Origin of the sequence: Candidatus Chlorohelix allophototropha (genome assembly GCF_030389965.1) — a bacterium.
GTDB classification, from domain to species: Bacteria; Chloroflexota; Chloroflexia; order Chloroheliales; family Chloroheliaceae; genus Chlorohelix; species Chlorohelix allophototropha.
Map to the genome: position 1 here is coordinate 230,678 of NZ_CP128401.1, position 25,791 is coordinate 256,468.

Genomic DNA, 25,791 nt, shown 5'->3' on the forward strand with positions numbered 1-25,791 from the left:
TTTATCTGTTCCTCAAAAATTAGCCAAGCTCTCCTGTAGCTGCAGCTGATGTTTTACAAACCCTAGCAACTAGACGAGTTCCTTTTCCGGGTTGGCTATCCAGTAGAAATTCGCCTCCTGTGATTTCGAGGCGTTCCTGTAACCCCAGTAACCCGTAACCACTACTCTGCCCGGTTGACAAGTTTTGCAAATCAAATCCCTTACCGTTATCCTCAAGCGTCAGTTCAGCCACGTGTACCTCAAACTTCAATTGCAATCTAGCTCGACTAGCGTCGGAATGGCGTTGCACATTGGTTAGTCCTTCCTGTGCCACCCGATAAAGCACCATCAAAACCTGTTTTGAGAAACCAGCTTCGCTTCCGCTTATTTCAAGCTCAATTTTTAAATGTTCATTTTGCAGATTTGCTACTAATACCGGCAATTTCCTTTCAAGTGAAAAGAGTTCCTGACTGGTACGCAATGATTTTATCGACTCGCGCACATCTTGCAAAGCTTCGTTTGCCAAACGGCGCGCATCGGTCACGGCTTGTTCCGCTTCGGCCGGATTCTTTTCTTTAAAAGCCCTAGCTTTTCCGAGTAGCACGCTTATAACGGTAAGATAATGTCCTAAGCTGTCATGAATATCACGGGCAAGCCGATTACGTTCCCTTGTAGCAGCAAGTTCCTCTACCTGACGTTGCGATTGCTTTAACTCTTTCAATAGTCGCTCGGCGTTTGTCCGGCTGCTTTTTTCACGGCGAAGGGTGTAAGCTGTGGTCATAATAAAGATGAGGCAGATGGTGAAAATATTTATAAACGGCAAGGGTCTGGGCATTTCAGAAGCGATTGTCGCAAAGAATAATACTCGAATTGCAAAAATCAGCCAAGTTAGTAACCCAACCCCGATTCCCACCCCACTTCCAAAATATATTAACGCCGAGAATGGGATTATCAAATACATAAAAAGGGTTATTTCATTTGGATTTACTACTGAAATAAGCGCAACTAACCCGACCCGCAGCAGAAAATAGCCGGTAGCTACTCGCATTGGCATTTCTTCGCCCCAACGCCAATATTCATAACGGTCAATTGCCAGCAGAATAAAGGTAGCTACAACCAACGCCGTTATTTGCCACCACTCAAAAACATGGTAACTACTGCCGTAAAAATTGCGATCATAAAAAAGGCTTAGGCAGGCTCCGAGGTAGATTGGAGTAGAAATCCAGTCAAAGGGTTTAGAAATTAGCCAATTATACCAGTGTCGGGAATTCCTCCCAAGGGGTATATTTTTCTCGTCGGGTTGAAATTCTAATTTGGTTTGGGAATTTTCCAAAAATTTGCTACCTAGCATATAACAAGTACCTCATCTGGGATTTAACTATAGCAGAGGAAATCGGAGAGAACAATATGCCGTAAGTCACATTACTACAGACATATTCAAAATATGCCGACAGCCACATCAAAAATATCGAATTTACTATTAAGCTCAATACTGTAAATAAATTCCAAATCTAGCTTATGGCTATCAATCAGAAAGGGAACCGATGTATAAAACTGGTATAAAGCTTGTCTTATTAGCGCTTTTGTTAAGTACCATGGCTCTTAGCGCTTGTGGCGACAATACGGCTACAACCGCAGCCGTCGCAACGACGCTTGCCACCACCACAACCTCGCCTGCTACAACCGTCGCATCTACGACAACTATGGCAACAACTGCTGCTTCATCAAAACCGTTGCGCAACTCTCGCTATTGCGAGGTGATACCGGTCTTTCAGGAATCTGGCAAACTGGTTCAGTATGTGTATAACACCCAAGGGTTGAGTGATTGCCCACAAGATGCTTGGAAAGCTTTAAACGCAACTGATTTAGCAAAAAATCTTGGCTCGTTACAAGTTACGCTGAATGGTCCACGCTATTGGATGATGGATCAGGTTATTGCAAGCGGTGATAGTGCAGCTGGAGAAGTAAAAACCTTTGGTGACCTGAAAATGCAATTGCGGGCAAAAATCGAAATTCCGGCAGGTACTACAATGGCAGGTCCCTATTCCGAAAATATCATTCAGCGCAATACCGAATATGTGTTTTTAAGTGGCAAGCCCACCTTTCAACTTGTTTCTCCTAATGGAGACACCTATGTTATGCAAACATATTCGCAAATTATTGACCCTAAGCTTTCTATAGATGATTTAGCAAATCTCGGTACACGGCTGAAACTGCCAACAGGCTGGCAATTCAAAGTCGTTACTCCTGATCAAGACCTGCATTTGGTGGCAAAAGGTGCGGCATATCTTATACAGGACGACCTCACCAATTCTTATCAGAAGGTTACAAAATAGGCGCAGCGCTTCAGAAATAATAAAATCCATTAAGCGGCACAGGATATAAAACGGTGTCGCTTAATATTTCATATATAGCGGTAAGAGTGTCACTACAATAATTCGATCATTTTAAAACTATAGATTGCGAGGAATTTAATGAGAGTTTTTGGCAGGATTGCAGTAAAATTCCGCTACTTGGTGGTGTTAATCTGGGTAGGTGTAACAATTGTATGTGTGACGTTTTTGCCCTCACTCAGCAGCGTTCTTAACAGCGATAACAGCGCATTTTTACCATCAGACTCGCCGAGTTTACACGCTTTGCAACTGGATAACCCCTTCCAAGCTACCGGAGGTGCAACCACTTTAGTAGTGGCTTCTCGTAATGACACTCAACTAAGCGCCGACGACCAAACGGCTTTCACCACCGTACTCAATTCCATAAAAGGTGTGGCGCATATTAAGAACGTGCGCGATCAAGGCATTTCCAGTGACGGAAAAGCACATAAAGCCTTGCTTGAATTTGATATTGGTACGGGCAGTCCTGATGCGGAAAATATAATAAATACTATCCGCGCCAAGTTTACATCACAAAATCTACCAACCGGATTAAGCTTCAATCTGACCGGGCAATTAGCTTCAACAGTGGATAACAACAAGGCATCAGCCGATGCTCAACGTCTTACCCAGACCCTTTCAAATTTGGCTATTCTAATCATGTTAGTTCTGGTGTATCGGGCTATACTAGCGCCGATACTTACCCTCCTAGCGCCTGTTTTGGTTTTGATTTTGTCGGGACCGGTAATTGCCGGGCTGGTGACAACCGGAATCATTCAGGCTTCCAGCGTGACACAAGCCATCCTGACAATTCTGGTTTTAGGCGCAGGTACAGATTATGGCCTGTTTCTAACTCTCAGAATGCACGAGGAATTGCGCAGAGGGTTAACACCACACGAGGCAGTAATCGAGGCAGTTGACAAAGTAGGCGAATCAATCAGCTTTTCCGCCGGTACTGTTATTGGGGCGATGTTATGTCTTTTGCTGGCTTCCTTTGGTATTTATCGCGGTTTAGGCCCAAGTCTCGCTATCGCGATTGCTCTTATGCTTCTGGCAGCTTTAACCTTCCTACCGGCACTGTTGGCAATATTTGGCAAATGGCTTTTCTGGCCCGCCAAACTAAAAGTTGGTGTGGTAGAAAAACCGGGCGCATGGGGACAGATAGCGGTTAAAGTAGTTGAACATCCGATAATAACGCTGGTATTAGGAATTGTTGCCTTCGGAGGACTCTCCATCGCCGTATTTGGCTATAGCCCGGCAGGCTTTGGCGGTTCTAACACCGGACCTAGCGGCTATGACTCGGCTAACGGTACCGCAGCTATTGCGGCACACTATCCGCCAGCCGTGGTCAATCCAACAACAGTGTTACTTAAATTCTCTGACCCTGTTTGGAGTGATTTAAGCAAGGTACAACAGGCTGAACAAAGTTTAGAAAAAACACCCGTGTTCCGTTCGGTCAGCGGACCCCTTAACCCTAACGGTACTGCCATAACTACGGCTCAGCTACAATCGCTTTACAGTCAGTTAGGTTCACCTAGCACTTTAGCCGCTACCCCTCCGGCTTCCTCTCAAATCTCGGCTCAGACCTATAATGCTTATCGGGCAATTGCTCAGTTTATCAGCCCGGATGGGAAAACTGTGGCTTTTTACACAACCCTTTCTGCAGGAGACCCTACCAGTACTCCCGCTTTAAATGCTGTTCCGTCAATCCGTAAAAGTGTAAGCGATATTGCCGGACAAGTGGGAGCGGTGGATAACGGAGTAAACGGTATGGCTGCTGTCGGTTACGATGTTAGCACTGCTTCTGATAATGATTTATTTCGAATAGTACCGATTGTTATGCTACTCATTGCACTATTATTGGCGCTGGTTATGCGGAGTTTGGTAGCGCCAATATATCTGGTTCTGAGTGTAGCATTATCTTTTGGAGCTTCCTTCGGCATTGCGGTACTGATATTTATGACCTTTGGAGGACAATCAGGCTTAAACTTTGTCTTACCATTCCTGATGTTTGTTTTCTTGATGGCGCTAGGAGAGGATTACAATATTCTGGTGATGAGCCGGATTAGGGAGGAAGCTCAGAAATTTTCTTTGCACACCGCTATTACCGATGCTTTGAATGCTACCGGTACAACTGTAACCTCTGCCGGATTAATTCTGGCGGCAACTTTTGCAGTGTCGGGTATCTTCGGCGCAACCGACCAGATTCGCCAACTTGGTACAGGTATCGCCATCGGAGTAATTCTCGATACATTCTTGGTGAGAACCCTTTTAGTGCCATCCGTAGTGGCGCTGGTGGGGCGTTGGAACTGGTGGCCCTCTGCTTTATATCGTAAACAAGAAGTGGTTGAAAGGGCAATGGATTTACAAGCAAGATAAATTGGGTAGGGAGGTCGACAGAAACGGGATTGAGTAATCAGTTACCGCGCTGGTCGCCTACCCTACCGAACTGTAGAGTCGCTGATTTAGTGGTATTCACCACATTGATATAACTCCGTGTCTCCTCCCGGTCTGAGACCATTTTGATTGTTCTTATTTGCAGAGCTATTACCGGGTTGGTTTGCAGTACTGCTGGATGACCCCATATAGGCATCCCTACTCACAACCTGACAATGCTGCTGCAGGTACTGATTGACCACGTTATCCTGGCCACCATCAGACTGGAAGAAGCGAACCTTATGGCTGGCGACCAGTTGGGCAACCTGCTCGGGGGTGGTTACGATCCTGTCATTGCCCAGAAAACCACCCAGTGACATAACCGGCAAACCGGTTTGAGTAATAAACGGGGCAGCCTGGTTGGAATTGTCGAACGCTACCAGGTAGTAATAGCCATCCCGGTTATTCACTAGATACTGAAGCAACCTTTGATCGTTTTGCCCGCTACCGCCTTGGGGGTCTCCCCCGGGATTATTGACCGGCCGGTTAATTGCAGTGGTAGTCTGGGCCTGGGCTGAATATATCCACCATCCGGCGCTAACCAACAGGAAGACTGCCAGCAGCAACCCGGTCATAACCGCCGGGTTTAATAACCTGCTTATTGAACGGCGGCTGAAAAGACCGCTCAGGCCGAATATAATCATAAAGACAACTCCCAGCGCTAGGAGCAGATATAACTGCCCGCCTATATTGGTCCCAATAAATTCCAGCCAGGCCTGGGAAATACCACCGTTGTTTGAGGAACCCGACCCGGCCCCTTCTGGAATAGCCGAAACGAGTGAACCGGAAAGAGCGGAAAAAACTGTCTGAAATGACCAGGAGAGCGGGGTTGCCAGCAGGATCGCCACCATTACCCCGATTACGCCCCGGGAAAGGTAGCCCCCGAAACGGTCAGTTTTATTGAACCGGCCAACCCCAAAGGCGATTAAAGTACAGATCCCTGCTACCAGCAGCACCGGACTTACCCATTTGTTCCAACCGGGATAGCCGGCCAGGATGTAAGTCTGGTAAACTGCGGTTGCGAACAGACCCTCAGGTAAGAACCAGGCCCGCCAACCGCCCAGGCGGTAGCCCTGCCACAATATCACCAGTGCTATACCGGCCAGGGCTGCCTGGGCCGGAGCCATAATATTCAGGTAGTAGCTATGGTTGATACCTTTCGAAAAACTAAAAACAAGGCCATAGATCAGCCACCAACCGCCCCAGAGCAGGATAGACTGCAAACGGCGTGACCGTGCTTCCCCTTTTGACATAGTAAAAAGAATATAAGGGGCAACCAATAACAGGCCCGGTAATGCCAGCGGGAAGAACCAGTTGTATTCACCGGCAAGTTCGGGAGTGAGCATCCGGGCAACGCCGTATTGACCAACAAAGCCGCTGGGTGCGCCACCCCCAGTTCCGCCCGGCCCGGCAGTTCCGCCCCCGGGGTTATGGGGCATATTTCCATCAACCCTTCCCAGACCGTTGTAGTTCAGGATCAAATCCAGTTCTGAGTTGGTGGTACTGTTATCCACATAAGGCCTTTGGGCGGCAGGGGTTAGGTCTACCGCCAGCGCCCAGGAAAAGGAAACTGTCAGGATAACTAATCCGGCCAGGGTCAGGTGCAGGAGGCGTTTTTTCCAGCCTACCCGGGCTGTTAAAAAATACATCAGGAAAAAAGCCGGCAACACGACATAGGCCTCCAGCATTTTTACGTTAAAGGCCAACCCAACCAGAATGGCTCCCAGCAAAAGCCAGCGCAACTGGCCTTTTTCTGCCGCCCGCAGCATCGCCCAGGCCGCCAGTATCAGGGTAAATACCAGGATGCTCTCAGGGTTGTTATGCCGGTTCATTACCACCCAGATTGGTGTGACGGTCAAAAACAGTGCGGAGAGCAAACCGGCCAGCGACCCGAATGAGCGCTTTACCATTAGGTACAACAGAAAAACGCCGCCTACCCCTGCCAGGGCTTCGGGTAACAATAAAGTGACTCCGCTGTAACCGAATACTTTCACAAAAGCGGTCTGGATCCATAAAGCTACCGGGGGTTTATCAACCGTCACAAACCCACCCGGGTCAAATGAAACGTAAAAAAAGTTGTGCCAGCTCTGCGCCATACTTCTAACGGCAGCGGCATAATACTGGTTAGAAAAACCGTTAATGCTCAGGTTCCAGAAACCCAGGTAGGTAGACAGCAAAAGAATAAGGCTCAAAGCCAGGTGCTCCAGATTCCAAATCAATTTAAATCTGGAAAATCTAAAATTTATCTTTAGTTTTTTACCGTTATACCCTCTAACAAGGTTTGAGATTGTATTCATATAGCTGATTAACACCTTTTTGTAATTATCAGGCAGAGTAAGTCATTTAAGGCCAGTTCTTGTGGAGATGATTCTATACTGCTATCCTCTCTCTTTTTCTTGCCGGGAATAACTGGCGTTTAAAGTAGCGCTGGCCAGAGTGATGTCCTTTATGGCCACCAGCAAGGTATCCCTGTTGACCTGAGCGGGTGGCACACTCAGCCTGGGTGGTGACGAGAGGGCATAAATCGTATAGGTATAAACTTTTGGCCCTGAGCCTTTGGAGCATGGGGGTGTATATTCGGTTTTACCGTTGACACTGTTATTTCCAAGCGTTCCAATACCTGTAACATTACGCGGCAAACTGGTAACAGTGAGCGGAATATTATACAGTACCCAGTACCAGTGAATATCGTCCGGTCCGGCAACATGGTGCATAATCAAGGCAAACTCCTGCGTGCCAGCCGGAGCACCACTCCAGGAAAGCGGTAGGGTGGCGCTTGTCCCATCGCAGGTATAATCTTTCGGCAATAGTCCGCCTTCCACAACCTCGCTACTTTGCAGGACAAAAGATGAGGTTAATTGTGGAGTCGCCGCAGATGGGGTGGTTATTACGTTGGGCATGCTGCTTGTAATAGTATTGTTGTCCGTGCCACACGCACTCAATATAATTATTAAAGAACTTATTAAAAGAATTGTCTTGACCTTTCGCATCTGCGGCAACCTTCCTCCGGTACTTAGCTGAAAAGGAAATCAGTATTTGCAACTATGGGCATATTAATCATGTCCGAATAGAGATAAGCTTTATTGTCGGGACAAGGATAATTGTCTAAATCCCTGATTCCCATAAGCTTTTGCTTCTGAGTTGCGGTTAGCGTCTTGCCCACCTGAGCAAAAGCGGTGGCGTAGTAATACGAGATTTCGCCGTCCAATGCGCCGTAGCTTCTAGAAAGGGTAATGACGCTGGCTTCATCTATTGTTCCCCCTGCCAGAGCTTTACGTAATTCAGTAGCGATTGCACGCCTCGTGCTCACTATTCCGGTAAGGGCCGGTTTTTGGGTGTTCACTATACTTGTAATGACCGGCTTCTGGGTGCTATCCAACGTATCAATAAATTCCTGTCCTTTGTCGCCGGTAATAGACTCGTCAATCGTGTAACCGGCATTTCCTATAGCCGGGGCATCCTTGATATAAAATCCCCCGAAATAATCGCCTTGCCTTTCCGGGCAAAAATAGGTGTCTGCTTCTACGTTTCCGCCGTACCAGCTAAGTATGTCGCTGGCATATGACATTACCAGCACATCCTCATCATGACTGAGACTCTTTTTATCAACCTGATCGGCCAGAGCAGGCCACGAAGCAAATCCGCCTTTGAGCATATTATCGAGGTAAGCAGTTTGTTGTGAACTTAACGACTTGATTATTCCCGCATACAACTCGGCTCTCTGGATGCTGATTTTTGCATCCAGCTCATACAGGTCAGAAGAGTACTGTATTACGGCAGATTTGCTTAAGCCGGAAGAGCCTGTAGGAATATTCCCAGTCAATTGGCGTCTGAACGCCACCATCAGGGGAAATCTTTTATAGGCAAAATCGTTGACTAAACTGGTCTGGGTTTTGGCAAGCGCAATCAATTTTGCTTTTTGCGTATCGTTCAAGGTATATAAGACATTGTTAGCAGCATTGGTGACAAAATCAGTGCTGTGCCCCTTGCCTGCCTGGGTAACGTCACGCAAGTACTGAAAGCCGAAAAAATCTGCTACCTTACCCGGCGGTAAGAAAGAATCGGTGCCGGTATTTCCGGTTAAAAATCCGAGACCATCAAAGGCAAGCGTTGCTAATTGGGCATTATCTGAAATGGCTTGTTCTATGCTGTAGCTGTTTCCTCCATTTCCTGTAGCGGCAGGAGCTTTGTTACTTGTGGGGCCATTTTTGATTTGTTTGCCCAATAACCCCAGGAGTATGTCATAGGGTTTCTGGTTCTCAGGGTGATACTCAAAGCGTGCCCGCTCAAACCATTGCACCGTGAAAGTTTTGCCGGTCTCCGGGTCCGTCTCTTTAAGCTCTTCGCTGATAGGAATGCCCAAGCGTTCCACTCCCCCGTTTTCCTGCCAGTATTTTAGGAAACCACCGCGCAGGTTATGGCCTGTTTCATTGAAATACCACTGCTGATCCTGGGGAAGAGAAGCGTCGTTCAGTTTGGTGGCCTTTTGGAAGACCGGGTCAGTAGCCAGCCTACTGCGATTCAGGTCTTTACCCAGAAGACCCAGTAACACCTCGTATTTAGTTCCGGCATTTTCAGAGTGCAATTCCATTCGATTGCGCTCAAACCACTGCATGGTAAAGGTTTTGCCGGTTTCCGGGTCTACCTCGGCTTGAGCATCGGTGATGGGGTAGCCATATGTTGCCAAACCACCATTAGCCTGCCAATATTGGAGAAATTTACCTGCTACCGTATGGCCTGTTTCAGGGAAATAGCGACTAATATCTGCTGCTAACAATGGTGTCGTAAACAGACTCAGAGTTAGTAAGAGCGCCAAACTACAACTTAATCTAACGTAGCGTGTACCGAACTTCATTGTTTCTACCTTCTTTCTGTCACAAGGGGAGACCTTCTAATTGTTTTATAGCGAGGTTTTCTGGTTGCTTGACCTTACTTTTTACCTAGATAAAATTAACAAACCAGGCTTAATTAATATTTAAAAGTTACTGACAGAATAATTTAGTCGTATTTCTGATTGGCCCAAGTGCATAGTAAAATATCTTTGTGAAATGTCAGTGAAGTCTTCAGGCTGTTCTTTTCGGGAATGGTAGAAAAAGCTCTCTCTGAAACCAGGCTCTCAGGGTTATAATAAATGCTAAAGCTGTCCTACTTCGATCAAGTTAAAAACGAGTGAATTGATGCTAATTAAAATTCTGGTGGCAGATGACGATTCGGTTTTTCGTGAGCTGGTGTGTGATATCGGGGGTTTTGGTGTTGGTGTTCGATTAATAATTAAGAAAGATCAGGATCTGCGTAAAATTTAGTGGTAAAAGATAGAAAGGCAGACAGAGGTGGTCAAACAGGCTATGCCGCTTCCGCCCCTAAAACCATGAGCTTCAACAAATCAAAGCTTGCTCTCCCATAAACAGGGAGTCCGACCACTCGCTAAAATCCAGTGAAATAGGGTGAAACAATGCCCCTTACTTTACTAATATACGAAAAAGGGCTTCCTTTTTTCTTTCTTTTTGCTTTACCACTAATTTTTACGCAGATCCTGATCTTTCTTAATTATTAATCGAACACCGGGATGAAAACCGCTGGATTCTGGAAGAGCCTTTGGAAGATTTAGAAGATGTGCTATGGTTGGAAGCTTTAGGATTGGAAATATCCCTAAGTCAGCTATATGAGCGCGTAGAATTTGAGGAATAACCCGTGAGTTCAATCGCGGCACTTGCCACCTAGAGTTCGGACTCGGCCAAATGCGGGTAGGAACACTGATTGGACAAAATGATTCGGTAAGCCTTGTTTTAACTTACCCTTGAGTTCAAATCGTCTTTTTAGATTCATTTGGCTTTTACAGCTAAGCCAATTCTCCGTAGCGACTCTTTTGTCCGACTCGTGTTCCTACCCGAGTTGCCATACCCATCACCCTCCAGCTTTGCCCAAAAAGAAGCTAAAAACCAACACGAAAAGCACGAACAGGCTAATCAAGCTGAAAGCAAGATCACGACTCCGAATAAACATTAAGGCAGCCAACGCTACATTAACCACCGGGGTTAAAATCAGAAAAATGAGACCGAGCGTTATTATGGCAAAAGGTTTAAGGGTCAAGACACCCTCCCAGATTTTCTGCGGCGTGCTTGGAAAATATTCTGCGCTGGTATTCTCCAGAGTCATATAGCGCCCGCCATCATTGGGATTTAGGTCATCGTAAGCATAACCGCTTTTGCCAGTAACGAGGAATAGGCACAGCCCCAAACTAATCACGATTGCACTCAAAATTACGCCTGCCCGTAGCACCACACTAAGGGCTGCGCTGAAAAGGTTTCCTTTGGGGGGTGGGATTTCAGCCCTTTTTTCGCCCGAATCGGTTTTCATAGTTTCCTATTACTTCCTTAAATCCCAAACGCCTTTAATAGCATTTGCACCGTTAAAACTGCCAGAATGGCAATGAACAGCCAGCGGATATGCGTGTCTTTCAGTACCAGCAGTAGGCGAGTGCCAAGTGTTGCACCGAGCAGTACGCCCAATGCTACCGGAGCGGCAAGAAAGGGATTGATATAACCTCTGGTGAGATATACCCCTGCACTGGTGGCGGCTGTAACGCCGATCATGAAATTTGAGGTGGCAGTGCTAACCTTGATGGGCAATTTCATGGCGAGATCCATCGCCGGTACCTTCAAAGCGCCACTGCCGATTCCGAGCAAGCCCGATACAATTCCGGCTATGTACATCATCCCCAAGGCTGGTTTCGTGCCTTGCACCTCATACTGAACTTCCCGCTTCAATACCCTATCATAATAATGGCTTCCCAACTTTAGCTTGCGACTCCAAAGGTCGGGTTGCACATTCGCCGGAAGTTCCTGATTGCGCTTTCGCCACATCATTAGAGCGGATAGCCCTAACACCAGCCCGAAAACGAAAAAGAGATACGAACCGGCAAGATAAACACCGATGTAAGCCCCGGTAAGTGCGCCCACCGTGGTAGCCATTTCGAGGAATAGACCCACCTTAACATTTGAAATATTGGCTTTAATATAGGTAGCCGCCGCCCCGCTGGAGGTGGCAATAACCGATACCACACTTGCGCCGATGGCATAGTGGACGTTGATACCGAAGAAAATGGTCAGTATCGGTACAATGATTACGCCGCCGCCTAACCCCGCCATAGCCCCGAAAGCACCTGCCGCCAGCGCTACCGCAAATAGGGTCAACAGAGTTATTACCAGTTCGAAATTCATTAGAATTATTTCTCCAATACAGCCAATTATATGTACGGACATATATAGTACGCTCGATTTAATTACGAGTCAAGGAGAGAGCCTTTTAGTTCCTAAAATTGATATTCCCGCTTTATTGACAAACCCATGCGACTTAGATTAATATCTTATGTACGTACATATTATGCTAACTTTTTTTGTTTTTTGGTAAGAATGAAGGCATGAAATTTATGACAACTGAAAATAAAGCGTTATCTCGACTGAAAAACCTTGCCTTCCCTGAAATAATACTCAAGTGGTATGCAATTCTGGGAATTTACGCTACTGTGTTGTTTATATTTTTGTTCCTACGGTTGCAGGGTGGAAACGAACCGAATCTATTGCAACTAGGACCCTTGCGCTTCCGTTGGTATGGGATACTAATAGCTTGTGGAGTGGCTTTGGCTACGCTAGTAACTTCCTATCTCGCCGAGCGACGCGGGGAGGATGCCAACCATGCTTGGAGAGTGCTTCCGGTGGTGCTGGTTTCTAGTTTGGTAGGCGCAAGGTTGTGGTTTGTAGTTTTTACATGGGAAACCTATTCTCAGCACCCTGATAGAATTATTGCCATCTGGGAAGGTGGCATTGCCATTCAGGGCGGCGTTTTAGGTGGGTTAGCGGGAGGGCTGATTTATGCTCGCTTGGCAAGTGTAAAGGCTTGGCGGTGGGCTGATTTTATCGCTCCGGGATTGGTGCTGGCTCAAGCAATCGGACGGTGGGGTAACTTTATGAATAATGAAGCCTATGGAAGCCCTATCAATTTGCCGTGGGGAATAAAAATACCTTGCCAGTATCGTACCGATGGACATCCCGGCACGGTGGATACCCGTTGCGGAGTGACTGGAAACCCCGGAGTTGACAGCACTTTCCATCCCACTTTTCTATATGAATCGCTTTGGGATTACGGCTGTTTCCTTATATTGCTTTTCCTATCTCTTAATCCCCGCCCTACTTGGTTTGAGCGAAAACTAGGATGGTGGCGGCGCGATGGCGATCTCTTTCTCATATATTGGATTATCTATTCTATCGGACGCTTTTTTACCGAAAGTTTGCGCACTGACAGTCTGACCTTTGGGGGCTTTCGTACTGCTCAGGTAACGGCAATAGCGGCTATCTTGGTTTGCTCGGCATTGTTGTTCTGGCAGCACCGGCACGATCGGAAAGAAAAAACCGGTATTGTCGCTTGAGAGCTTTTTCTAAGAAGCATTAGAATAAAATCGAATCGAATCGATTCATTCAAGGAGTATTATAGAAGTACAGAGGGAATTTCCGGATGGTTGAAATAGACTCACAAAATGAGGCGCTTGATCGGAATAGCTCCATTCCTTTGCATCGCCAACTCTGGCAGATTTTCAAAGATAAAATTGACCAGGAGGAGTGGCGTTTGGGGGAAGTAATCCCCAAGGAATTGGATTTGATGGAAGAATACGGGGTTAGCCGCTACACCATTAGACAAACTCTAGATGATTTGGTGCAAGCTGGATTTCTGATTCGTACTAAGAAGCGAGGAACTTTGGTTCGCCGCCCAAAAGTGGAACAAGATCTCTCCCGTTTTTATAGCTTTGCCCGCGATATGTCCGAACAAGGGTTGGAGCCTACCAGCATTATTTTAAATCTGGAAGAAATCATCCCTGACGAAATTACAGCCGCAATCCTCAAACTAGAGTCAGGCAATCGCGTATACCATTTGCGCCGACTGCGCTTGGTGGCAGGCGAACCGCTTGTGTTAGAAAGCAGCTATTTAGCCTTTGGCAGCAGTATAAATCTCAGTGCCTACGATTGGCGAATACAACCCCTTTATGAAATTCTAGAAAACCATTATGGACTTAAGATTGAGAGGGCGGAAGAGTATCTTGAACCGGAAAACCTAGATCCGGAAACCGCCGCCTTGCTTGGAGTTGAAGCAAATACCCCGGCTTTCAGAGTAGAGCGCCTGACTTATAATAGTGAGGGGCGTATATTTGAACGACGCATTAGTTTGATAAGGGGCGACCGTTACCGTTTTCACATCAATTTACCGAAAGTAGAGTTAGTGACAGGAAATTAGCTGGCAAGGGGGGTACGCTTATGTTTGAGCTCACAAGTGCCGCTTGATACATTGCTGCGCTTCCCCCTTTAGTGTAAATGACCTAACGACTACGTACCTGTTTACCCATAAAAGGTGCTCCGAATAGTGGCGCGAATAGGCAAAAATCAAAGACCCCGGCAGCAATGGGAAGCAAGCCAACCACCGCGATAATCCAACCGACAGTGCTGCCAATCAAAAAGATTCCTAACGCAACCAACGCCAAACCCGCGATAATCCGAACCGCACGTCCTGCTGTACTAGCCATAAATGAAGCGAATGCCATCTTAAATACCTCCTGTTTTTTATAAATTATTTTTTATTTTCTAAATTCATCTTAACAATAAGATATGAGGAATAATTATGGAAACTATGAAGTAAGTTTAAAGAGTTGGTCTTTTCTTGACCATTTCTTGATCTAAAAGCCACCGTTTACTTGATCTTTCCCAGCCATAATACAGTTGTAAGGACGGGGATGACCCCGAAAGAGATAAAAAAAGCAAGTTAAGTCAGAAAGAGGACTAAAAATGAAAGCGAAATGGTTTATGGGATTGGGATTGATAGTCGCCCTATTAGTTGGGCTATTTGCTGCAGTGGTTCCGTCCGATGCGCAAGCTTACGGATCGGGCGGCAGGGGTAACGGTACTGGTACTACCACGCCGGGAGCGCAAAACGGGGGCGGTTATGGAATGCAACCCGGTACAGGCATGGGAATGAATCAGGGAATGGGACAGATGCGCGGCGCTGGTGGCGCTCGGAACGGAATGGGTCAGCAGGGTACGGGTGCTTATGCTACCGTACTAAGTGAGCAAAGCGTAAATGCACTAAATCAGGCAATTCAGGAAGAATACCTTGCTCGCGCCACCTATCAAGCCATCCTAGCGAAATTCGGTCAGGTGCTACCTTTTTCCAATATTGTTAATTCGGAAAACCAGCATGTAACAGTCTTGGCTCGCCAGTTCACCAACCATGGGTTGGCAGTTCCGGCGGATAGTTGGGCGGGTAAGGTTACTGCGCCAGCTACCTTGAGTGAAGCCTTTAACGCCGCCATTCAGCTTGAAAAGGACGATGCTGCGCTGTACGACACTTTGCTGAAACAGGTCAGCGAACCGGAGTTAACTAGGGTCTTTACCCAATTGCAAAGCGCCTCGCTGAATATGCACCTTGCAGAATTGGAACTTTACAACAAATAACCCGAATTGAATAATCAGGAAAGGTCTGGTAGCCACAGGTTGCCAGCCTTTTCTCATTTCAGATCAACTATAATAAAAGTAACCGTAGTTAGATCATAATAACCAAAACTGAGAGAAGAAGATAATGACCAAAGTGCTGGTGGTGGACGATGAGACAAACTTGGTGGAACTGGTGCAAAGTTACTTGGTGCGGGAAGGCTATGAGGTATTGACTGCCTTTGACGGTCTGGAAGCTCTGGAATTAGCGCGTGCTAATCCCCCTGATTTGGTGGTGCTGGATTTGATGCTGCCGGGCTTAGATGGCATTGAGGTTTGCCGCCAACTTCGCCAGTTCTCCGATGCCTATGTCATAATGCTTACCGCTAAAACCGAAGAAATAGATAAAATTGTGGGACTATCGGTAGGGGCGGACGACTACCTTACCAAACCCTTCAGTCCACGTGAACTGGTAGCTAGAGTGAAGGCGATGTTAAGGCGACCTCGTAGTGGCGCTGCCGGATTATCCCAGCCTGAAGTTACTCCCCCTCACAAGTTAGGAGATTTGGTCATAGATGAATTGAGGCATGAGGTTAGGCGACAAGAAGAAGTAATCTCACTTACTGCTCGCGAGTTTGCCCTGTTGGTAACTCTCAGCGCACATCCGGGTCGGGTCTTTACTCGCTTCCAACTGCTGGAAAGGGTGTGGGGCGATGAATATTATGATGACCATGTGGTAGATGTTCATATCGCCAACCTGCGCAAAAAGCTAGAAACCGAACCCGGCAGCCTACAATATATTGAAACAGTGCGGGGAGTGGGTTATCGTTTTGAAGTTAGGGACATAAAATGAAAGCCGCGACATTCAAACGTCCTGTGATTGGAAGATTATCCATCAAATTGTTCCTTTCCTACCTGATAGTAATAGGGCTAGGCACTCTGACATTGCTGATGGCAGTAAATCAGGTAGCAATCGACTCCTTTACCGGGCGAATGCGCCAGTATCGGGGCGGAACCACTATACCAGGACAGGGGCGTGGCACTGCTCAGCGTGGGTTGGGGGCGCTCGATCCAGCGGTGGCGGATGCCTTTCAGGGCGCTATTAATGATGCGCTGCTGGTGGCTGGTATAGTGGCAGTGGTGGTGGCGGTCATAATCAGTTTGGTAGTTACGGGTAGGATAACGGGACCGGTACGCCGAATGTCAGAAGCCAGTCGCCGAATTGCTGCCGGAAAGTACAGCGAACGAGTGGTTACCAAAAGCAAAGACGAACTGGGAGAACTGGCATATAACTTTAACCAGATGGCGGAAACGCTAGAGGAAACTGAGCATCGCCGCATGGAACTGATCGGAGATGTAGCGCATGAGCTAAGAACCCCGGTTGCCACTCTGGAAGGTTACTTAGAGGGTTTGCTGGACGGCGTAATTGAATCGAACGAGCGCACTTGGGCGAAACTCCACGATGAAGCCGGGCGATTACGGAGATTGGTAGACGATTTGCAGGAACTATCGCGAGCGGAAGCGCGGCAAGTACCGCTCAATATAGCTTCGGTGAACCCGCTTGAAATTGCACAGGTAGCGATTGAGCGTCTATCACACCAATATGCCGAGAAAGGGCTGGAGTTTTCCACCGAACTACCTCAAAATCTGCCCACAATCAAAGCCGATCACGATCGGACGGTGCAAGTGGTGACCAATCTGCTGACCAACGCCTTGCGCTACACCCCTGCCCCCGGCAAGGTACAGCTTACACTAAGCCACAAAGGAAATGAAGTGGAATACCGAGTAACGGATAATGGAGTGGGCATTGCTCCCGAAAATCTACCTCATCTGTTCGAGCGGTTCTACCGAGTGGATAAATCCCGTAGTCGGGCGTTGGGCGGTTCTGGTATCGGTCTGACCATTGCAAAAGCGTTGGTAGAAGAAATGGGCGGGACAATTCAGGTGAAGTCTGGCGGAGCAGGCAAGGGCGCTACCTTCAGTTTCACCTTGCCGATAGCCCGATAGCTCTTACTTTTGCGCCACCAGTAAGCTATCTCGCTCTTGACCGGGAAGCGCCAATGTCGTAGGCTGCTGAAAACCCGCTTCCTGTAGCCAAGCAATCATTTCTTCGACCGAATGGGCTTTGCCACTATCGCTCGAAAGTAAAAGATGCAGGTCAATAAGGGTTGTCTCTACAGTACCGCTACCGTCGGGTTTTAGATAAAAACCGCGTATAGCCACAATTCCTCCGGGAACGAGCGCCCGATAAACCTCAGCAAGCAAATTTCTAGCTGTAACGGCTGTCTCGCTTGCCAATACTCCAAATAACAATACTAGATCAAAATTATCACCCAGTGAATCTACCCTAAAATCCCCACTTTGAACGGAAACCTGCTTTTCCCTATTGGCGGTGGCTATAACTTCCCTTGCTACTTCTGCTGCCGCCGGTAGTTCAAATACTACCGCTTGAAGTCCTTTAAAATACTCCGCCAGAGCAATACTATATCCTCCATGTCCTCCCCCCACGTCAATTACTCGTAAAGGGGGTTCAACTCTTTGTGGTAATAGCGGTTCCAGGACTTTTGCTACCAATGGACCATTGATACGGGCTGTTTCGAGAAGAGCTAACTCGAAGTTTCGCACCCAATTCGGGTCTTTCTCATCCGTAGTATTCTCAGTAGGGCGCTGCCCGGTACGTACCGCTTCAGTAAGATGAGACCAGCGCCGATAAAATGCTGCTTCGCGTTTAACTTGCTTGCCCATATAGTGGGAACCCTCTGGAACAAGACAAGCACAGGCTAACGGACTAGCGTGATAATATTGACCATCCCTTTCAACCAGTCCTAAAGCTGTAGCAGAATTTAGCAAGCGGGTTAAAGCTGCAATATCGACATTAAGACTTTGCCCTAGTTCGCTCACTGAGGCACGCTCATTTTTAAGTTGCTCAAATATACCCAACTCAACACAGGTAATCAGTGTTTGTGTTATCCGGTAGCCATTTAGCATTTCCTGAATACGTTCTCGATATTCTGACATCTGCTTGCCTCTTTATATTGCAATCACAAAATTATACTAGGAAAAGCTTACTGGTTTATGCTATGGTCATTTCATCTAATTGATCAATGAAAGCAGATACGCTTTTCAGCCACCAAAATTTGCCATTGGGCAGGTACCGGTCGCGCAACTTGATTCGCTACTGGCATTAACGCTGCGGCTGTCATTTTTGTACCAGCCTGCTCCTTTAAAAACCAGACCAGTAGGTGAAAATACCTTCCGCAACGCTTCAGTGCTGCATTCCGGGCAAACCTTGAGGGGAGATTCGCTCATACTCTGAGATTTTTCAAAGCGGTGACCGCAATTGTTGCAGGCATAATCATACATTGGCATTTTAATATACCTTTCGGGCTTGAATAGCGAATTTTAAATATAGTGCGGTATTATCCGATCAATTCCTAGCGTTAGGATAACAAACTAATTTGAAATAACTTTTAAGAAATATTAAAGAAAGTTTGAAGATATGCCCGATCGCTATTCTACCGTTTCCAGACCTCTCCGGTGCGTATTCCTGTTACGGTACGTATTGCTACGGTCAGCCAAAAAGCAACCAGCAGCAGGAAAAATCCCACTCCCAACCATTCCATAAAATCCACCTTCCACTGTCGAGCTAATGCAAGAGTGCTTACCGTAAAAGCTCCCACTGGAAAGGTAAAAGCCCACCAGCCCAGAGTAAAATGTAGCCCACCTTGGCGCAAGTAACGCACCAGTAAAAGCCCTGCCATCGGCAGCCACCATAACCCAAAACCCCAGATAGCGGTTGCCGCGATTGAAGAAATTGAGAGAATAACTTGACTCTGATCACCCCAGATTACCGCCCCTTTTTGTGCCAACCGTACCAAGTCAATACTACCCACACCGATGGGAGCCAGACCGATCCAGAGTGAAGGAGCGAAATGGGCTGCCGGAAGGGCGTGATAAATCATGCGGGCATACAGTAGTGCCGCTACTAGAATGAACAGGAAAATGCCAATACCCCAAGCGGCGTAACTGATAACCAGTAGCACGCGCGCTCCATCCTTGCCTGCTGTTTCTAATAAAGGAGCCAACGCCAAAGGTAGCAGAATATTTACCACCGGCGGGATAAACCAGCCACCTCCTACTTGTTCAGCATTAATGCTGGGAGTTGTGAATAGGATGTAAGTGAAAACTAAGCTAATCAGAAAAGCCAGAACACCACCCAGCATTGCCAGAGTGACGATTATTGTATTTGCGATATCCTTAGAGAAAAGCAGCGATCCAGCGTTAGCAGTTGCAATTGCCAATACCAAGAGTCCAGCCGGAAAAGTGGCGTACATTGCTCCTAGTATGGGGTGACGTAGGTCTTTCCAGGCAAATGCTGGATGGCGAAACCAACGCCAAAGATATGGTACTCCCAGCAAAACAGCCAAAATATAAGCCAGCATCAAAATTGCTACTGAAAGAGGGTCGGTAATGGGTTTAAGCTCACTTATTCCGCCAGGGTTCTGGTAAATGGCTACCGACAGTACGCCGGTACCCATCACAGCCGCGAACCAAGCAGGGTGAAAAGTGTGTAATACCCCGGTTTTTGTATCCGGAGCAATAGTTGGAGCGGGTGAAGTAGTCATAGTTATCTTGGCTCTAGTCTTCCTTTACTACGCTACGGTAATACTTTAAAGCCTCCTCGGCTTCGGGAATACCGTTGTTGCGCATGTTTTCGATACATTTTTCAACTTCTGGTTTGACTGTCTCCCAAGCTTCATTTACGTTCTGGGAAGACATGGTGCGACCGAACAGGTAGTAGCAAAAGAGATCGATATTATCTACTTCATCTTGATTGACTAGTTGGAACAAGGTTGCAGAACAAGCCGGACCAAGCTCCTTATTGTTATCCCATTGCTGGTAAAAGCGCTCTTTGACCGAGTCAATTGAAATCATAATCGTATCCATAAGACTTCTCTCTTTCTTCCGCCTTTAAAGACGGCTCTGGTGGAGTTATGAATTAAACCGAAAAGGTCTGAAAAACATTTATCACAACCTCACCATTCTCTATTTTTACTTCGTAACTGCCCAGCGGGCGCGGAGCAGGACCTTTAATGTTTTTGCCATCTTGGTCGTAATAACTGCCATGACAGCCACAAAAAATATCTTTTGTACTAACCCGATAATCCACCGAACACCCAGCGTGGGTGCAGGTAGAGTCAAGCACCAAGAAATCCTCTGGTTGGCTGGCATTTGGTTTAAGCGCTCGAACAAATACTTTCCGGTTTATAGTGGACGGTTTAAAGGTATCGGTGTAGGTAATATCTCTAAGCATGACCGTTTTTAGTTCGGTCTGGTTGGATAAATCGGCTACTTTACCGACCGCTACCTTTATCGCTGATCCCTCTTTATTGGTAGCTGGTGCGATAAAATAACCCATAGTAGGCACAGCTATCACCAGTCCTGCCCCGGCAGCCACCGCATAAATTCCTGTTTTAAGAAAGGTACGGCGGGTGGGAGTTGGATCGACTAGGGGGGTATCCAAGTCATTTGTATTACTTAGTATCACTTTTGTGTTTTACCTCTAAGAAAAAGGAGATTTATAAAATCCACCTTTATTGCCTGTTTCGGCAACAATGATGTCCATTTTCAGATTCAGTTTCTTCCGTATTATGCCGGTGGCAACGCTCGTCCGAATCTTGGTTAATAGAGGTTGTTGTTTGAGTCTGTTTTTTGCACTGGTGTGTACCTTGCTCCCCCTCACCTTTTTCGCGACAACAAGTATGTTCTTTAGGGGTTTCAGTTGATTGGTTGGTCATTGGGGCTGTCCTTATCTTAGTATCATAATTATAAGTATCACAAATAAGATGGTAACAAACTAAGCGTATCTTAGTCAATGTAAATTCGGTAAAAATCTAAGAATCGTGCATATTAGCCATATTATAATCGGTTAAACTATTCTTATGTAGAATCTCTTGACTAAGATTAAGATATCTGTTATTCTTAAAAACTGGAAGAAGTTTTTGTTTGATTGGGAGTAGGCTATGTACGATTTTATGAGGCGGTTTTGCGATATTGCGGAGAAAGGCGCTGGGGAAGACAACCCACTCACTCTATCCCGATTAATTGGGCAACTGGAGATCCTAGCCGAGTTTTGTTCCAGCAATTACAAGCTTGAGGGCTTGTGTGAAATGCTAGCCAACGAAATGCTTAAGTTGCAGGGAAAGTTGGATGGACTTGCGCAACTTCAGAGTATGGCTGCTACCTCTGCCGCTACTCCGGCAGTGAAAACCATTTTTAAACAAGAGTATGTGCGTTGTGGTAAGACAAACTGCACCAAATGTGCCGATCGCCAAGGACACGGACCTTACTGGTATTCCTACAACTTTTCAGGTGGGCAAAGTCGGAAGCGCTATATCGGTTTGAAACTCCCGGACGATATAACGGCGGATAAAGCGAATGTACGTTACGCTCTACCACTCGCTACAGCAACATGCCAGCAGCATTGCCAGCGGGATGGTGGAGAGTTGAAAGAACCCTGCTGTCGTAAAGGGCATAATGAAGATTGAACACACAGTTACAAGCTACAGAGGAGATACTTATTTATGAAGGTTGCAGCAGTTTCAAATAATGGTACCTCAATCAGTGCCCATTTCGGAAAAGCCCGCTATTTTGTAGTGCTGACCATTGAAGCGGGCAAAATTGCTAATCGCGAAGTAATAGATAGAGAAGCGGTAGTGGAGACTCCTATTCAGAGTGGCACTAACGGTCGCGCCCTTAATGTTATCAACCAACACTCACATGAGCATGAACACGATAGCAAAAACCATACCGGCAATGGTAAGCATCACAATATTGAGCCAATTGCAGGTTGTGAAGCAGTGCTGTCAAGGGGTATGGGAATGGGCATGCTACAAAGATTGGAACAGGCTAATATCAGGGCTATTCTAACCGATGTAATGAGCATTGATGAGGCAGTCGAAGCTTATTTGGGTGGAAAATTAGCCAATCATCCTGATCTGGTACACTGATACTTTACACAAAAAAGCGGCTCTATCCTAGAAAAGGACAGAGCCGCTTTTGAAAATCTTTATACTTTCCTCATATTTATCTTAAAGATTCTTAAAACGTCATTGGTAATATGACAACAATCAACGCAATTAACTTTATATCAGAAAGATTTTACCAAATACTCTATAAAGTTTTGCCCGACCTTCTCAGCCTAAGACAAAGCGAACGCCACTTCACCACTATCTAGTGTAAATAGCCTTGATACAGTTTGAGAATCAGGGAAAACTTTAAATAATTGTGGGGCATTTCCTGACTCAAGCCCATTGCTCGGTTCCTCCATTGTAGGTTTGGAGTAACTATTTAACTATGATGTCCATATTATTTATAACATACATTTAAAAAAGGAGACTCTGTGATGCAAGGTATTACCTTCACTAAGGAAGTGGATGCGCGTGGAACCTTTTGCCCCGGTCCATTGATGGAAATGATCCGCGCAGTAAAAAGTTGTAGCTTGGGTGACGTAGTGGCAGTTATCTCAAGTGACGAAGGCAGCCGCAAAGATATTCCGGCTTGGATTGAAAAAGCCAAACAGGAATTTCTGGGCGAAGAAGCAGTTACCGGCGGTTATCGTTTGTATTGCCGCAAAATAAAGTAAGAGCAGAGCTATTTCCGGGCGCATTGAGTCTCACCCGGCTATATGAGAGAAGGAGCAAGGATGCTATGAAAAGAATACTCGTACTGGGCGGTGGTATCGGTGGGACCTTAGTGGCAAACCTGATCGCCCGGAAATTAAAAAAAGAAGAAGCAGAAATTACCCTGATAAGCGCCAGCCAGCGCCATATTTACCAACCCGTCTGGCTTTATATCCCTTTCAGCATGGATGATATTCGTTCCGCCAGCAAACCCCTTAAAAATCTTCTTAACAAAAGAATAAAACTGGTGTTAGGTAACATCACACAACTCGATGCCGGAATTCAGAAAGTTACTTTGGAGGACGGTCAGCAAATTGATTACGATTTCCTTGTTGTAGCCACCGGTTCTCATCCTTCACCAGAAGATGTACCCGGCTTCAAAGAAGGCGCACACTTTTTTTACACTGAAGATTCGGCAAGCAGATTGCGGGTAGCGTTGGAGGAGTTTAGAGGTGGGAAAATCGTGGTGGGAGTAGGGGGATTACCTCACAAATGCCCGGTTGCCCCTCTTGAATTTACCTTTCTAGTAGAACATTTCCTGAACAAACGAAAGTTGAGAGACAAAACCGAATTAACCTACACCTACCCCCTAAATCGGGTCTTTACAATCGAAAGCGCGGCGGGCTACGCTCAAACTCTACTGGAACAACGCAATGTCCAGATAGAGACTTTCTTTAACCTAGAAGAGGTTGACCCGGAAAATAAAGTTATTCGGAGCATGGAAGGCACGGAACTGCCTTATGACCTATTGGTGATGATTCCACCACATCGGGGCGCAAAATTTTTGCAAGGAAATCCTATCGCCGATGAACAAGGTTGGGTTAAAACAAACCGCAATACTCTACAGGTAACAGGCTTTGATAATATCTGGGCGATGGGCGATACCACCGACATCCCGATTAGCAAAGCTGGGAGTGTCACGCACTTTGAGGCTCCGGTAGTGGCAGAACGGCTGGTGGCAACACTACGCAAAACTACCCCACATAAGAAACACGCTGAATACGGTGGTAAAGTGCTGTGCTTTATAGAAACAGGGTATGGCACTGCTACCAAACTAGAGTTCGATTATCAGAACCCACCCAAAACCCCGAAGCCAAATCGAATGATTCGGTTAGAGAAAATATTGTTCAATAAGGCCTATTTTTTCTTGGTTCCCACCGGGCGAATATAAGCGTTGTGTATCCCGTTTCTGGAACAGAAACAGTTGGTATTTTTCCGCTGGTTCTGTTCCAAATAGCATAACAGATGCCCAATCGCTTTTCCATGCTGTCTAAATCTTCAAGTTTTCTTCATATTTATCTTAAAATTTCTTAAAATTTGTTTGCTACCCTATTTTACAGGGGTAGTACCGTTTCTTTCAACGGATGGTTAATTTTATGTTTAATATATTTGGCACAAAAATATCCCCATTTAGTTTGATTTCTCCCATGCAGGTAGAAGAACGGTTGCAAGGTGGCGCAACTCTAGTCATAGATGTACGTGAGCCTTACGCATACGCTGAATGGCATATCAAAGATTCAAAACTAATCCCGCTCGGGCAGCTTAATAATATAACCAATCTGCTTTGCTCGAAATATCATGAAATCATCGTAGTTTGTGAGAGCGGAAATCGTAGCCATTTTGCTGCCGGACAACTTGTGCTCCTTGGTTTTACCAAAGTAGCGAATTTGAAAGGCGGTTTACGTAACTGGCTTAAATCAGGATTTCAAGTAGAGATGTGGATAGATAAGGAGCATGTAAAGTAAAATGGGAGAAACAATTGTACATACCACCCCAACCTGTCCATATTGTCGCTATGTAAAAGATTATCTCACCCGTGAGAATATCAGCTTTCTGGAAAAGAATATAGCAGCCGACCGACAAGCAGCTATGGAAATGGCCATGCAAAGCGGACAACAGGGAGTTCCAGTTACCGAGATTGCCGGTGAGACGATAGTGGATTTTGACCAACCAGCTCTGCGGGAGGCTGTTTACAAACTGCGCTAGCAGGGTAAAGGCATGAGCGGGATAAAACTGGGAGTGCAAGTAGCCGATGCCGCAAAATTGCTGCCAAAGCAGGGTAAAACGGCTATCAAGGGCGCATTATTAGGTGAGATCAAGCCCGACTCACTAGCAGCTAAATCTGGTATGAGGGAAGGCGATATAATCATTGCATTGCAAGGGCACTCAATTCACGGGGTGGAAGACCTGGCAAAAGAACTACAAAGGGTAGCGATTGCACATTTGCAAGAACCCACTGTAACTATCTGGAGGGAAGGGCGCGAGGAGTTATTATATCTAGAGGTGAACTAAACAGCATCTGGCACAGTGTGGCTAGTAACTTTCTTCGGTCTGCTGTGACATGGGGGAAAGTTTCTGTGTCTCAGCCAATCGCTTCAGTAGAATTTGCATAGATGACGCGCACGGACCCTTACCACCGTTGTTTCGGGTCAGTAGCATATGTTTTGCCAGTAGGTTTTCCATTAGTGCCACGCCGATTTCGCCCAGGAATTAATACTGTTCCTCAACTTCCTGGTCGTAGGGTAGTACCGGACGAACTTATAAATTTGCCCGGTAGCCTACTTGAAACTCCGCGTTATTTCACTTTGCGGACGATAAAACGGGTAGCGCCTTCCGTCGTTTCCATTCCCAGAAACTCCTGTTTGGCTTTTTCAATCCATGCTGGAATATCCTTGCGACTACCTTCATCGCCGGAAATCACCGCAATTACATCTCCCACCTGAGCGGCTTTAACCTGCCGAATCAGTTCCATCAAAGGTCCGGGGCAAAAACTGCCACGTGCATCAGACTCTTTGGTAATTACTACCCCTTCCATAACAATCACTCCTGTTGAATTGAATATCTTTGAAT

General features: G+C 46.4%; 27 protein-coding genes. 14 read left to right on the forward strand and 13 right to left on the reverse strand.

The window, feature by feature from the left end; translation table 11 throughout:
• Positions 1-19: 19 nt before the first annotated feature.
• The gene (locus OZ401_RS24070; protein WP_341471882.1) at positions 20-1,330 is read right to left on the reverse strand and encodes a sensor histidine kinase; all 1,311 of its coding nucleotides are present in this window, start codon (positions 1,328-1,330) and stop codon (positions 20-22) included.
• Positions 1,331-1,523: 193 nt separating this feature from the next.
• On the opposite strand from OZ401_RS24070, the gene OZ401_RS24075 reads away from it, so the two are divergent.
• Positions 1,524-2,315: a hypothetical protein gene (locus tag OZ401_RS24075; protein ID WP_341471883.1), complete on the forward strand. Its 792-nt coding sequence runs from the start codon at positions 1,524-1,526 to the stop codon at positions 2,313-2,315.
• 138 nt (positions 2,316-2,453) lie between these two features.
• Complete coding sequence (locus tag OZ401_RS24080; RefSeq protein ID WP_341471884.1) at positions 2,454-4,730, forward strand: MMPL family transporter; 2,277 nt, start codon at positions 2,454-2,456, stop codon at positions 4,728-4,730.
• 86 nt (positions 4,731-4,816) lie between these two features.
• Here the strand turns inward: OZ401_RS24080 and OZ401_RS24085 are convergent, their stop codons facing one another.
• The 5 genes from OZ401_RS24085 to OZ401_RS24105 form a co-directional block, all read right to left on the reverse strand.
• On the reverse strand, positions 4,817-7,084 hold the full coding sequence (locus OZ401_RS24085) for a glycosyltransferase family 39 protein (RefSeq protein WP_341471885.1): 2,268 nt from the start codon (positions 7,082-7,084) through the stop codon (positions 4,817-4,819).
• 81 nt (positions 7,085-7,165) lie between these two features.
• Entirely contained in the window at positions 7,166-7,777 is a 612-nt protein-coding gene (locus OZ401_RS24090) for a YbhB/YbcL family Raf kinase inhibitor-like protein (RefSeq protein WP_341471886.1), read from the reverse strand.
• A gap of 23 nt (positions 7,778-7,800) precedes the next feature.
• Positions 7,801-9,642: a hypothetical protein gene (locus OZ401_RS24095; RefSeq protein WP_341471887.1), complete on the reverse strand. Its 1,842-nt coding sequence runs from the start codon at positions 9,640-9,642 to the stop codon at positions 7,801-7,803.
• A 1,049-nt stretch (positions 9,643-10,691) separates the two neighbouring features.
• Entirely contained in the window at positions 10,692-11,144 is a 453-nt protein-coding gene (locus OZ401_RS24100; RefSeq protein WP_341471888.1) for a DUF1634 domain-containing protein, read from the reverse strand.
• A gap of 17 nt (positions 11,145-11,161) precedes the next feature.
• Positions 11,162-11,995, reverse strand: coding sequence for a sulfite exporter TauE/SafE family protein (locus OZ401_RS24105; RefSeq protein WP_341472130.1), 834 nt, complete (start codon positions 11,993-11,995; stop codon positions 11,162-11,164).
• Between the two features lie 221 nt (positions 11,996-12,216).
• Here OZ401_RS24105 and lgt point away from each other — a divergent pair, with 221 nt between their 5' ends.
• A complete protein-coding gene (lgt, locus tag OZ401_RS24110) occupies positions 12,217-13,212 on the forward strand; it encodes a prolipoprotein diacylglyceryl transferase (RefSeq protein WP_341471889.1) in 996 nt (331 codons plus the stop codon).
• Between the two features lie 86 nt (positions 13,213-13,298).
• Positions 13,299-14,072 (forward strand): GntR family transcriptional regulator, encoded by a 774-nt coding sequence (locus tag OZ401_RS24115; RefSeq protein ID WP_341471890.1) that lies wholly within the window; start codon positions 13,299-13,301, stop codon positions 14,070-14,072.
• An 82-nt stretch (positions 14,073-14,154) separates the two neighbouring features.
• Here OZ401_RS24115 and OZ401_RS24120 read toward each other — a convergent pair whose 3' ends face one another.
• Positions 14,155-14,376, reverse strand: coding sequence for a YgaP family membrane protein (locus OZ401_RS24120; protein WP_341471891.1), 222 nt, complete (start codon positions 14,374-14,376; stop codon positions 14,155-14,157).
• A gap of 241 nt (positions 14,377-14,617) precedes the next feature.
• Here OZ401_RS24120 and OZ401_RS24125 point away from each other — a divergent pair, with 241 nt between their 5' ends.
• The 3 genes from OZ401_RS24125 (at position 14,618) to OZ401_RS24135 (ending at position 17,266) form a co-directional block, all read left to right on the forward strand.
• Positions 14,618-15,283 (forward strand): ferritin-like domain-containing protein, encoded by a 666-nt coding sequence (locus tag OZ401_RS24125; RefSeq protein ID WP_341471892.1) that lies wholly within the window; start codon positions 14,618-14,620, stop codon positions 15,281-15,283.
• Between the two features lie 124 nt (positions 15,284-15,407).
• Positions 15,408-16,112 (forward strand): response regulator transcription factor, encoded by a 705-nt coding sequence (locus OZ401_RS24130; RefSeq protein WP_341471893.1) that lies wholly within the window; start codon positions 15,408-15,410, stop codon positions 16,110-16,112.
• Positions 16,109-17,266, forward strand: coding sequence for a sensor histidine kinase (locus OZ401_RS24135; protein ID WP_341471894.1), 1,158 nt, complete (start codon positions 16,109-16,111; stop codon positions 17,264-17,266). The genes OZ401_RS24130 and OZ401_RS24135 overlap by 4 nt, the downstream gene beginning before the upstream one ends.
• A gap of 3 nt (positions 17,267-17,269) precedes the next feature.
• Here the strand turns inward: OZ401_RS24135 and OZ401_RS24140 are convergent, their stop codons facing one another.
• From OZ401_RS24140 to OZ401_RS24160, 5 genes are all read right to left on the reverse strand, one after another.
• Positions 17,270-18,277: a methyltransferase gene (locus OZ401_RS24140; RefSeq protein ID WP_341471895.1), complete on the reverse strand. Its 1,008-nt coding sequence runs from the start codon at positions 18,275-18,277 to the stop codon at positions 17,270-17,272.
• Positions 18,278-18,382: 105 nt separating this feature from the next.
• On the reverse strand, positions 18,383-18,628 hold the full coding sequence (locus OZ401_RS24145; RefSeq protein WP_341471896.1) for an FmdB family zinc ribbon protein: 246 nt from the start codon (positions 18,626-18,628) through the stop codon (positions 18,383-18,385).
• Between the two features lie 146 nt (positions 18,629-18,774).
• Entirely contained in the window at positions 18,775-19,884 is a 1,110-nt protein-coding gene (locus tag OZ401_RS24150; RefSeq protein ID WP_341471897.1) for a TDT family transporter, read from the reverse strand.
• Between the two features lie 13 nt (positions 19,885-19,897).
• Complete coding sequence (locus OZ401_RS24155) at positions 19,898-20,206, reverse strand: hypothetical protein (protein WP_341471898.1); 309 nt, start codon at positions 20,204-20,206, stop codon at positions 19,898-19,900.
• Between the two features lie 52 nt (positions 20,207-20,258).
• Positions 20,259-20,807 carry a QcrA and Rieske domain-containing protein gene (locus OZ401_RS24160; RefSeq protein WP_341471899.1) on the reverse strand — a complete coding sequence of 183 codons (549 nt, stop codon included), beginning with the start codon at positions 20,805-20,807 and terminating at the stop codon, positions 20,259-20,261.
• A 475-nt stretch (positions 20,808-21,282) separates the two neighbouring features.
• On the opposite strand from OZ401_RS24160, the gene OZ401_RS24165 reads away from it, so the two are divergent.
• From OZ401_RS24165 to OZ401_RS24195, 7 genes are all read left to right on the forward strand, one after another.
• Positions 21,283-21,807, forward strand: a complete 525-nt coding sequence (locus tag OZ401_RS24165) for a DUF6788 family protein (RefSeq protein WP_341471900.1) — start codon at positions 21,283-21,285, stop codon at positions 21,805-21,807.
• Between the two features lie 36 nt (positions 21,808-21,843).
• Positions 21,844-22,269, forward strand: a complete 426-nt coding sequence (locus tag OZ401_RS24170; RefSeq protein WP_341471901.1) for a NifB/NifX family molybdenum-iron cluster-binding protein — start codon at positions 21,844-21,846, stop codon at positions 22,267-22,269.
• Positions 22,270-22,664: 395 nt separating this feature from the next.
• Entirely contained in the window at positions 22,665-22,904 is a 240-nt protein-coding gene (locus tag OZ401_RS24175) for a sulfurtransferase TusA family protein (RefSeq protein ID WP_341471902.1), read from the forward strand.
• Between the two features lie 65 nt (positions 22,905-22,969).
• Positions 22,970-24,112 (forward strand): NAD(P)/FAD-dependent oxidoreductase, encoded by a 1,143-nt coding sequence (locus tag OZ401_RS24180; protein WP_341471903.1) that lies wholly within the window; start codon positions 22,970-22,972, stop codon positions 24,110-24,112.
• A 205-nt stretch (positions 24,113-24,317) separates the two neighbouring features.
• Entirely contained in the window at positions 24,318-24,686 is a 369-nt protein-coding gene (locus OZ401_RS24185; RefSeq protein ID WP_341471904.1) for a rhodanese-like domain-containing protein, read from the forward strand.
• 1 nt (position 24,687) lies between these two features.
• A complete protein-coding gene (locus tag OZ401_RS24190) occupies positions 24,688-24,927 on the forward strand; it encodes a glutaredoxin domain-containing protein (protein ID WP_341471905.1) in 240 nt (79 codons plus the stop codon).
• Positions 24,928-24,939: 12 nt separating this feature from the next.
• On the forward strand, positions 24,940-25,233 hold the full coding sequence (locus tag OZ401_RS24195; RefSeq protein ID WP_341471906.1) for a PDZ domain-containing protein: 294 nt from the start codon (positions 24,940-24,942) through the stop codon (positions 25,231-25,233).
• A 283-nt stretch (positions 25,234-25,516) separates the two neighbouring features.
• Here OZ401_RS24195 and OZ401_RS24200 read toward each other — a convergent pair whose 3' ends face one another.
• A complete protein-coding gene (locus OZ401_RS24200; RefSeq protein WP_341471907.1) occupies positions 25,517-25,756 on the reverse strand; it encodes a sulfurtransferase TusA family protein in 240 nt (79 codons plus the stop codon).
• Positions 25,757-25,791: the final 35 nt, after the last annotated feature.